This window comes from Delftia sp. DLF01 (genome assembly GCF_014852125.1).
Lineage (GTDB): Bacteria > Pseudomonadota > Gammaproteobacteria > Burkholderiales > Burkholderiaceae_C > Comamonas > Comamonas acidovorans.
In genome coordinates this window covers 1,484,431-1,494,603 of record NZ_JACVAZ010000002.1, presented here as the reverse complement: position 1 = coordinate 1,494,603, position 10,173 = coordinate 1,484,431, and the positions used below count along the sequence as shown (strand labels likewise).

General features: G+C 68.4%; 9 protein-coding genes and 1 pseudogene. 5 read left to right on the top strand and 5 right to left on the bottom strand.

Annotated elements, in window-relative coordinates:
• From IB269_RS15225 to IB269_RS15210, 4 genes and pseudogenes are all read left to right on the top strand, one after another.
• Positions 1-263 (top strand): annotated as a pseudogene (locus IB269_RS15225) (hypothetical protein); the annotation flags it as partial.
• Positions 260-631 (top strand): hypothetical protein, encoded by a 372-nt coding sequence (locus tag IB269_RS15220; RefSeq protein WP_016450609.1) that lies wholly within the window; start codon positions 260-262, stop codon positions 629-631. The pseudogene IB269_RS15225 and the gene IB269_RS15220, both read left to right, overlap by 4 nt.
• A 48-nt stretch (positions 632-679) precedes the next feature.
• Positions 680-1,663, top strand: coding sequence for a Bug family tripartite tricarboxylate transporter substrate binding protein (locus IB269_RS15215; RefSeq protein WP_192367519.1), 984 nt, complete (start codon positions 680-682; stop codon positions 1,661-1,663).
• Positions 1,664-1,786: 123 nt separating this feature from the next.
• Positions 1,787-3,907 (top strand): alpha/beta hydrolase domain-containing protein, encoded by a 2,121-nt coding sequence (locus IB269_RS15210; protein WP_192367518.1) that lies wholly within the window; start codon positions 1,787-1,789, stop codon positions 3,905-3,907.
• A gap of 20 nt (positions 3,908-3,927) precedes the next feature.
• Here IB269_RS15210 and IB269_RS15205 read toward each other — a convergent pair whose 3' ends face one another.
• The 4 genes from IB269_RS15205 to apaG form a co-directional block, all read right to left on the bottom strand.
• The gene (locus tag IB269_RS15205; RefSeq protein ID WP_013804717.1) at positions 3,928-5,052 is read right to left on the bottom strand and encodes a YbdK family carboxylate-amine ligase; all 1,125 of its coding nucleotides are present in this window, start codon (positions 5,050-5,052) and stop codon (positions 3,928-3,930) included.
• Entirely contained in the window at positions 5,042-6,304 is a 1,263-nt protein-coding gene (locus IB269_RS15200) for a cation:proton antiporter (protein WP_192367517.1), read from the bottom strand. Before IB269_RS15200 ends, IB269_RS15205 begins: the two co-directional genes overlap by 11 nt.
• Positions 6,305-6,502: 198 nt before the next feature.
• Positions 6,503-8,470: a site-specific recombinase gene (locus IB269_RS15195; protein ID WP_012202652.1), complete on the bottom strand. Its 1,968-nt coding sequence runs from the start codon at positions 8,468-8,470 to the stop codon at positions 6,503-6,505.
• A gap of 52 nt (positions 8,471-8,522) precedes the next feature.
• Positions 8,523-8,930, bottom strand: a complete 408-nt coding sequence (gene apaG / locus IB269_RS15190; protein ID WP_034367895.1) for a Co2+/Mg2+ efflux protein ApaG — start codon at positions 8,928-8,930, stop codon at positions 8,523-8,525.
• 116 nt (positions 8,931-9,046) lie between these two features.
• Here apaG and rpe point away from each other — a divergent pair, with 116 nt between their 5' ends.
• Positions 9,047-9,730 carry a ribulose-phosphate 3-epimerase gene (rpe, locus tag IB269_RS15185; RefSeq protein ID WP_012202654.1) on the top strand — a complete coding sequence of 228 codons (684 nt, stop codon included), beginning with the start codon at positions 9,047-9,049 and terminating at the stop codon, positions 9,728-9,730.
• 67 nt (positions 9,731-9,797) lie between these two features.
• On the opposite strand, the gene IB269_RS15180 is transcribed toward rpe, so the two are convergent.
• The gene (locus IB269_RS15180; RefSeq protein ID WP_224986389.1) at positions 9,798-10,085 is read right to left on the bottom strand and encodes a CzcE family metal-binding protein; all 288 of its coding nucleotides are present in this window, start codon (positions 10,083-10,085) and stop codon (positions 9,798-9,800) included.
• Between the last annotated feature and the right edge of the window lie 88 nt (positions 10,086-10,173).

The following is a 10,173-nucleotide window of genomic DNA, read 5'->3' as shown; positions in this document are numbered from 1 at the left end:
CCCAGGACGTGCGCCTGCGCGCCGCCTGGCTGCGCCCCACGCAGGCCCAGGCGCGGCGCCTGCCGCGCGAGGTCAACGCGCTGTACACCTGCGGGCCGGCCGGCGGCGGCGGCGTGCGCACGGCGCTGCGCGCGCGGCTGGGCACGGTGTCCTGCCTGCTGGCGCAGCAGAGCGTCGCCACCGGGTGGAAGTGGGCCGAGGAAGAGATCGATAAAGGGGTCGAGAAAGAGGCCGGGAAAGAAGCCGGGGAGCACGCCGCATGAACACACTGCAGACCACGATGCCCGTCACCGTGCCGTTGTACCGCCTGGCGCACGGGCGCACGGGGGACAAGGGCAACCGCTCCAACATCAGCCTCATCGCCTGGAATGCCGCCTGCTGGCCCGTGCTGGTGGAGCAGATCACCGAAGAGCGCGTGGCCGCGCACTTCGCCGCCCGGCGCCCGGCGCGCGTGCAGCGCTTCGTGCTGCAGCGCCTGCAGGCCATGAACTGGGTGCTGGACGCGGTGCTGGACGGCGGCGTCAACGACGCGCTCAACCTCGACAGCCACGGCAAGGCGCTGTCGTACTGGCTGCTGCAGATGCAGGTCCACATACCGGCTTCGCTGCTGCCCCACCTGGCGCCGGAGTAGCCGGCAGCACCCGCCCGTCACACATTCATCACAACAAAGGAGACAGACATGAACCTTTCGCACAACTTCCCCCGCCGCCATGCGCTCGCGCTGGCCGCCTGCGCGCTGGCAGCCGCCGCAGCACCGGCCCTGGCGCAGGACTATCCGTCCAAGCCCATCACCTTCGTCGTGCCGTTTGCGGCCGGCAGCGCCACCGACCAGCTGGCACGGGCGCTGGGCCAGGCCGTGACCACGGCGACCAAGCAGGCGGTGGTGGTCGAGAACAAGGGAGGCGCCAGCGGCATGATCGCGGCCCAGCAGGTGGCGCGCTCGGCGGCCGATGGCTACACGGTGCTGATCACCACCAACACCACGCATGCGGCCAACCAGCATCTGTACAAGAAGCTGCCCTATGACGCGGTCAAGGACTTCGCGCCCGTGGCCGGGCTGGGCAAGGGCGGCCAGGTGCTGGTGGTGCGCGCCGATGCGCCGTACAGGAACGTGGGCGACCTGCTGGCGGCGGCGAAGAAGCAGCCGGGCAAGCTGTCGTTCGGCAGCGGCAGCTCCTCCAGCCGCGTGGCCGGTGAAATGCTCAAGCAGCTGGCCGGCGTGGACCTGATGCACGTGCCCTACAAGAGCAATCCGCTGGCCATCACCGACCTGCTGGGCGGCCAGATCGACCTGATGATCACCGACACCTCCACCGGCGTGCCCCAGGTCAAGTCGGGCAAGCTGCGCGCCCTGGGCTACTCCACCACCAAACGCAGCCCGCAGCTGCCCGAGGTGCCCACGCTGGAGGAAGCCGGCGTCAAGGGCTATGACATGGGCTACTGGTTCGCGGCCTACGCGCCCGCTGGCACGCCCGAGGCCGTGGTGGCCCGGCTCAACCGCCTTCTGTCCGACGCCGTGCACAGCGCGGGCGCCAAGTCCTTCTTCGAGATGTCCGGCTCCGAGGGCTGGACCGCCACGCCCCAGGAGCTGGCCGCCTTCCAGGCGGGCGAGACCCAGAAGTGGGGCCAGGTGATCAAGGCCGCCGGCATCCAGCCCGAGTAGGCCGCTCCCCGCTCTCCCGTTCCCCGCTCTCCCGTTCCCTTTTTATCCGAACCGTCCTAGGCCGCCGCAATGCACGGCGGCCAGGGCGGAGCCTTGCCTGTGCCATGACCCCAAGGAGACAACATGCACATCAGATCCACCCATCCACTGGCCCTTGCCCTGGCCGCATCCGGCCTGCTGACCGCCTGCGGCGGCAGTGACTCGCCCGCCGGTTCGCAGGCGCCGCGCATGCAGCTGAGCATCAGCGCCACCGAGGACTTTGCCGGCAGCTACGGCAGTGTCGGCGCCTACGAGAAAGTGACCGGCGTGCTGCGCGGCGAGCTGGACCCGGCCGACCCGAAGAACGCCGTGATCCAGGACCTGGCGCTGGCGCCCGTCAATGCGCGCGGCATGGTCGAGTACAGCACCGACTTCGTCATGCTCAAGCCCAAGGACATGTCCAAGGCCAGCGGCGTGCTGCGCTATGACGCGCCCAATCGCGGCAACATCCTGACCATGCCCAACCCCACGGCCGCGCCCGGCGATGCGGTCTACCTGGAGCGTGGCTATGTGCTGCTGTACTCGGCCTGGCAGGGCGATGTGCCCAAGTCCACGCCCGCGCGCCTGACGGTCACCGTGCCCGTGGCGCGCAACAAGGACGGCAGCAGCATCACGGGCAGCTACCGCACCGAGCTGGTCCCGGCCGCCGCCGTGCCCTCCATGACCCTGCCCGGCGGCGTGTTCAACGGGACCATGATCCCCTACGAGCCCGCCAGCCTGGACAACACCCAGGCCGGCTACTCGCTCACGCGCCGCATCAACGAAACCGATGCGCGCCAGACCGTGCCTGCGGGCGACTGGAAGTTCGCCAGCTGCGATGCCGCCGCCAATCCCTTCCCCGGCACGCCTGCGGCCACCAGCGTCTGCCTGAAGGGCGGGTTCGACCCGCAGTACCTCTACGAGCTGGTCTACGTGGCCAAGGACCCCAAGGTCATGGGCGTGGGCCTGGCCGCACTGCGCGATACGGTGAGCTTCTTCCGCGCCAAGTCGGCCGACGCCGACGGCAAGGCCAATCCGCTGGCCGGGCGCATCACGCACACCATCGGCCAGGGCACCTCGCAGTCGGGCAATGCCATGAAGACCTTCCTGCACCTGGGCTTCAACCAGGCGCTCGATGGCGGCAAGGTTTTCGACGGCATGTATGCCCATGTGGCCGCGCGCCAGACCAACATCAACACGCGCTTCGCCGTGCCCGGAGGCGGGGGCGGCCTGCGCACCGACCACACGGCCTTCGGACAGACCGCGCCGCGTGGCCTGGACAAGGACTACAGCGACGAGGTCAGCGGCCGCCAGGGCGGCGTGATGAAGCGCTGCGAAGCCAGCAACACCTGCCCCAAGTTCTTCCTGGGCCTGTCCGGCACGGAGTTCTGGCAGCTGCAGGGCTCGCCCGTGCTGACCGATGCCAACGGCCTGCGCGACATCGCCCAGCCCGCCAATGCGCGCATCTACTACTACGCCAGCACCCAGCATGGCGGCGCAGGCGGCACGGCCAGCATCGGCTATGCGCCCACGCGCAATGTCTATCCGGCCGGCACCGTGGTGCACTTCAACGACACGTTCCGCGCGCTGTTCATCGCGCTGGAGGACTGGGTGGTGCGCGGCACCGAGCCGCCGGCCAGCCAGGTGCCCAAGCTGGCCGACGGCACCCTGGTGCGGCCCGACAAGCTAGTCTTTCCCGCCATGAAGGGCCTGAACTGGAGCGTGGGCGGCGTGCAGACCGCCATCCCCGAGTTCCGCTACCTGGCGCGCCACAACGGCTTTGCGCTGCTCGACTTCGGCCCGCAGTACGTGCCGCAGGACGAAAGCGGCATCGCCACGCTGCAGCCGCCGCGCGCCACGGGCAAGGACTACGCCATCCTCGTGCCCCAGGTCGATGCGGCCACCGGCCTCACGCGCGCAGGCATCCGCAGCGTGGAAGCGCGGGCACCGCTGGGCACCAGCATGGAGTTCAACTACGTGGCCACGCCGGGCATCGTGGACCTGTCCAACCTCACGGGCAGCTTCATCCCCTTCCACAAGACGCGCGCGGCGCGGCTGGCGGACGGTGACGGGCGGCCTTCACTGGAGGAGCTGTATGTCGACCAGGCCGGCTACGTGAGCGCCGTCACGGCTGCGGCCCAGGACCTGGTGCGCCAGCGCCTGCTGCTGCAGCGCGACGCCGACGCGCAGATCACCGCCGCGCGTGCGGCGGCGGTGCTGCCTTGAGCCTGCGCTGAACGCAGGCCTCAGACGGCCTGGCCGCGAAAGCGCATGGCCGCCTGGCGCGAGACCTCGGCCAGCAGCTGCTCGCTGCGCTGGCGTTCGCGCAGCCAGCGGGCATCGTTGCTGCCGGCGGCCACGTCGCTGCGCAGCAGATGCAGGGCGGGCGCGGCGCCATGGCGGGCCGCGTAGTCGGCCACGGCATCCATGGTCTTGAGGATGTGGTCGGCCAGCGGCATGTGCTCGCCCGTGGCCGGGTCCACGTACACGGCCTCCAGGCCGAAGCGGCAGGCCTGGAAGCGGTTGTAGGTGTAGACCAGGTAGTCGTCTTCCACGGGCGTGAAGGGCTGGGTGTCCATGAACCAGGCAGCCAGCGCCTGCACGTAGCCGGACAGGGCGGCTGCGCGCTCGATGGTCAGCGGCGTGTCGAACACGCGGATCTCGATGGTGCCGAACTCGGGCTTGGGCCGGATGTCCCAGTAGAAGTCCTTCATGCTCTTGACCACGCCCGTGCGCGTCATCTTGTCGAAGTACTGCTCGAACTCGCTCCAGTGCAGCACGCAGGGCGCGCGGCCCGACAGCGGAAAGGCGAACACCGAGTTCAGCCGCGCCGAGTCGAAGGCCGTGTCATGGCCCTGCACATAGGGGCTGGAGGCCGACAGCGCAATGAAGTGCGGGATGTAGCGCGACATGCGGTGCAGCATCAGCAGGGCCGCGTCGGCGTCGGGGCAGCCGATGTGCACGTGCTGGCCGAAGATGGTGAACTGCTTGGACAGGTAGCCGTACAACTGCGACAGCTCCTGGAAGCGCGGTTTGTCGTAGATGCGCCGCTCATGCCACTGCTGGAAGGGGTGGGTGCCGCCACCCACCACGGCGATGTTGAGCTTGTCGGCGCTTTTGACCAGCGCATCGCGGATCTGGCTGAGCTGGCCCAGCACCTCCGAGGCCGAATGGCAGACGCTGGTGGAGATCTCGATCATGCTGTTCGTCATCTCGGGCACCACGCTGCCGGGCAGCGGGTTCTTGAGCATGAGGCGCAGCATGTCCTCGGCGTAGGGAGCCAGGTCGTAGTCGTGGGTGTTGACCAGCTGCAGTTCCAGCTCCACGCCCAGGGTCAGCGGTTCGGACGAGTTGAAGGCTTCAAGACTCACGTTCATCTCCTGCGGTATTCGTGCGGCTCAGCGGCTTCCAGGGACGGGAGCTTTCGCCGGAGCGGTAGATGGCCACGGTGGCCAGGGCGGCGCCCAGCACCTCCATCACCAAAATGGTGGGCAGGGCCACGCCTGCGATCTGCGCGCCCAGCTCGGGCGCGGCGGCCACGAACTGCGATGCAATCAGCAGCGCCACCGACGACATGGGCGCCATGGCGCAGCCCACCCAGAAGGCCTGGCGCCAGTTGGCGCCCGTGCCCACATTGCCCACGGCCACGCCCATGGTCTTGGCGACCAGGCGTGCCAGGATCACGGCGCCCACCACGCCGGCCACCGGCGCGCTCCAGTCGGCCTGTGCGGCCACGGTGGAGACCAGCACGAACATCAGCATGGTCAGCAGCGAGGCCGCCGTGCCCAGCTGGCGCGGCCAGGCCCAGGGGCGCGGGTTGAACTGCTTGAGCAGGATGCCGCCCAGCAGCGCCGCCAGCGGCGCCGAGCCGCCCAGGTACGAGGCCACGGGCACGCTGGCCGAAATCAGGGTGAGAAAGAGGATGGAGGTGTTCTCGCTGGCCGGGCTCATGAAGCGCAGCGCCAGGCGCATCAGCACGGCCAGCACCAGGGCCACGGCCACCGAGACGCCCAGCACCACCAGCACCGGCATGATCGAGGCCACGAAGCCTGCCTTGGGCTGCGTCAGCATGCCCGCCTTGGCGCTGCCCAGGGCCAGCGCATACAGCGTGGACAGGGTGGCCAGCACCAGGCCGCGATCGGTCACGGCGCCTGCGGCACGCATGTCGGCCACCACGCGCGTCAGCACCAGGGGCGAGGCCGCCATGGCCACCAGGGCCAGCGGCCCGGCCACTTCGGAGGCCACGCCCAGCCAGCCCAGCACCAGGGAGACGAGCACATAGGTCAACGCGGATTCGGCCACGCTTTGCACCAGCACCATGGGGTTGTGGCGGAACCAGCGCAGCGTGATGCGCCCGCCGCATTCGAACAGCACGATGGCCACGCCCAGCTCCAGCAGGAACAATCCCGTGCCCTGCAGCGGCCAGGCGGTGTTGGCGCCAAAGCCGATCAGCCCGGCAATGCCGCCGACCAGCGAATATCCGACCACCTTGGGCAGGGCCGCATGGCGCTGGCAGGCGTAACCCACCATGGTGGCCACGGCCAGCAGCAGGGACCATTGCACCGTGGCCAACCCGGCCGATGGCCGCAGCCACGGTTCCCAGAAGCTCAGCATGTCATTCATAAGCGAGGTCCTTTGCGCGAGCCAGTGGCCCGCAAGCGAAGCTCCGCAGGGCCTTCCCTGCGGCGCGGGCAAGCCCGCGTCCCGTGCGCTTGGCACGGGGACACTTCGTTGGCGATCCACTGGCGTGACTGCCGGGCTGCAAGGCCGGGCGGGCACGCCAGCACGTGGGTTCCGCGTGGTTCCCGAGGTCCCGCAGGCTCAGGGGCGGAAGAAACTCAGCGGCGCTGTGCGCAGACGGCGGCGGATGGCCGAATAGATGCGCGAGCGGTCGACTCCGCTGACATTGTGTGCCCTCATCGCAACGCGGAATGCCAGATAAAAGCTGACAGTGACATTCAACGCGCCATTGACCGGCAGTAGGGCAACCGCCCACCAGAACATGTCGGAGTGCAGCACCTGCCAGCCCAGGGCCGCCATGGCGGCACCGATCTGGCCTGCCGACAGCGTGACGTGGCGCACCTCCAGCCCCAGGCCGAAAAAGGCCGCGAACGCGGGCACCAGGCCCAGCATCATGCCCAGCGAGACGTTGGCGGCAAAGCCCGAAATGTTCTTGCGCCAGAAATGCGCCCAGCGGTCGGCGCGCTTGGCGCCCAGCCAGCGCGTGATGCCGGGGTTGTAGCGGATCACCGAGTCCAGCCGGCGCAGCACGAACCAGTTCTCCGCCCAACCCGCGATCAGGCTGCTGGCGAACAGCAGCACGCCCGTGAAGGCCGCGAACAGCGGCGACATGCCCAGCAGGCTCAGCGAGTCGAGCACGGCGATCGCATGCGGCCCGTCGATGGGCGTGTGGCCGAACAGCTGGGCATAGCCCAGCGACAGCAGCAGCACCATGGGCAGCACCACCAGCACGTTGCCCAGCACGGCCGCCACCTGCGAGCGCACCAGGTGGGCGACCTCGTCCACGAACTCCTCGATGGCCTCGCTGGCGCGCAGGTCCTTGAGCTTGGCGGCCATGGCCGGTGCCGTCATGGCCGGCTGCTTGGTCGCCACCGTGAAGTGCAGCAGCTGGATCAGCACAAAGCTGATGGAGTAGTTGATGCCCGCCGCCAGCCCACCCCAGAACGCCGACAGCCCCAGCGCGTAGAGCGCGAACTTCAGCAGCGTGGTGAAGGCCATCACGAAGCCGCCGCCAGCGGCCTTGGTTGCCATGGACAGGTATTCGCGGCCGGTGCGCGTGATGTAGTGCTCGCCCGTCTCGGCGCTGCGCTCGGCCACCTTGGCCGCCAGCAGCGAGGTGTTGGTGGACAGCAGCGCGCGCAGGCTGCGCCGCTCAATGCCCACGGACACCAGGTTGGCCAGCAGGTCGGCCGTCTCGGTGGCGCGGTTGTCGGCCACCAGGCAGTCCAGCAGGCGGCGCACGCGCAAAATGCGCGCGCGCAGCTGGCGCAGGCGGAACACCAGGCCCACCGAAATCCCTTCGGACTCGAAATGGGTGTAGACCGATGTCACGGCCGCGCGGCAGGCATCCAGGCGCTCGCGCAGCCGGGCCTCGGCCGCATCGCGCCGGTCATTGGTGCGCAGCGCGTGCATCACCTCCACGCGCAGGCTCTCTGCGTCGTGGATCAGGGCGTGGAAGGGCTGGTCGTCGCGTGCCTGCTCGTCCATGCGCAGGCGCAGTTCGGGCGAGAAGCCCGTGGACAGGATCTGCCCCGTGCAATAGGTGATGGAGCCCAGCAGGCTGTTCTGCCAGAAGCTGCTGCCCTGGCCCTCGCTGCCATCGGTCAGCAGCAGTGCGATGCGTTCGAGCAGCGGCGCCTCCAGCGCGTGCAGCCAGCGCGCGTCGAATTCGTCGGGCATGGCCAGCATGAACAGCTCGGAGGCATCCACCGTCTCCGGCGTGCTGGGCAGCAGCTTGTAGCGTGCGCGCTCGGACAGCTCGCTGAACATGTTGGTGCGCGGCGCAAAGCCGAAATCGGCCAGCAGCGCCGTGATGTCCACGGTGTCGATGAAGCGCAGCCACCAGGCATGCAGGCGCTGGCGCACGGCCGGGTCGGCCTCCACGGCCTCCACCAGCAACTGCACACGCTGCACGGCGCCGTCCACCGACGGCTTGGGCGCGCGCACCCACTCCAGCAGGTGGATCAGCCAGATATGGCGGTGGGCGAGGTCGGCCTCGGGGTCGAGTGCGGCCAGAAGGCCGGGCAGGTCTTGGGTGATTCGCTTCATGTAGGGGTCTTGCGGCAGGGCGGAAGACTAGCGCCTCCCCCGAGGAACGCGCTCAGTGCAGCACGCGGTTGTCAGGGTCTGGAAAGCTGTCGCCGCCAGCGCCCGACTGCAGATGAAAGCGCGGGATGGGGCACTCGAAGACTTCGCCCTCGTGGCTGATGCACAGATAGCTGCCCTGCATGCTGCCGTTGGGCGTGCGCAGCTGGCAGCCGCTGGTGTACTCGAAGGTCTCGCCGGGCTGCAGCAGCGGCTGGCGGCCGATCACACCCAGGCCCTTGACCTCTTCGACATGGCCCAGTTCGTTGGTGATGATCCAGTGGCGCGCGATCAACTGGCCCGGCACCTGGCCGGTATTGGTCACGGTGATCGTGTAGGAGAAGGCGTATACGCCCGCCGCTGGAGCGGATTGCTCTGGCAAAAAGGCGGGGCGGACCTGGACCTGGAACTCGTTCATGGGCATGGCGGCAATGGTAACTGCCCGCAATGTACCGGCTTGCGAACGTCCCCACGCGCCGCCGCCCATGGCTTTGTGCCGTCGCTGGTGCCGGCATGGGCTAGCTGCGACAATCGCAGGCCATGAGCCCCACCTACCGCATCGCCCCCTCCATCCTGTCTGCCGACTTCGCCCGTCTGGGTGACGAGGTCAAGAATGTGATCGCCTCCGGCGCCGACTGGATCCACTTCGACGTGATGGACAACCACTACGTGCCCAACCTCACGTTCGGTCCCATGATCTGCGAGGCCCTGAAGCCCCATGCGAAGACGCCCGACGGCCAGCCCGTGCCCATCGACGTGCACCTGATGGTCTCGCCCGTGGACGAACTGGCCACGGCCTTCGCCAAGGCCGGCGCCGACTACATCAGCTTCCACCCCGATGCCACGGCCCACGTGCACCGCAGCATCCAGAACATCCGCGCCCAGGGCGCCAAGCCCGGCCTGGTGTTCAACCCCGCCGCCCCGCTGGACGTGCTGGACTGGGTCATCGACGACATCGACCTCATCTTGCTGATGAGCGTGAACCCCGGCTTCGGCGGCCAGAGCTTCATCGACAGCACGCTGCGCAAGATCGAGGCCGCGCGCAAGCGCATCGAGGCCAGCGGCCGCGACATCCGCCTGGAAGTGGACGGCGGCATCAAGGAAACCAACATCCGCCGCGTGGCCGATGCCGGTGCCGACACCTTCGTGGCCGGCAGCGCCATCTTCGGCAAGCCTGACTACAAGGCCGTGATCGACGCCATGCGCGGCGCCCTGGCCGCCTGAGCTTCGGCCTGTCTCCAGCAAAAAAGGGCCCGCGAATTGCGGGCCCTTTTCGTTGCCAACGGCGCTTTCAGCCGCCCAGCTCATGCTCTCCGGGCATGACGAAGATGCTCTTGCCCTGCGTGTCGAAACCGGGCGGCGCAAAGCGCGCCACCGGGACATGGTTGTGCTGGATGGAGCTGACCTTCCACGCGAATGTGCGGCCCTGGCTGGTGAAATTCACGGTTTCGCCGCAGGCGATATTGATGGGCGCTTTCTGCGATAGATCGACAGTACGGTAGACGCCCGCAGGCGCGGGCGATCCGTAATAGGATTTGCCGTTTGCAAAGCGTTCCGCATGGGCCGGCAATGCAGCCATGACGATTGCTGCGGTGCCCAATATGAATATGGATTTCATTGAATATGCCTCCGAAATAGGGCGGATACATGGGCGGATTCATGAAATC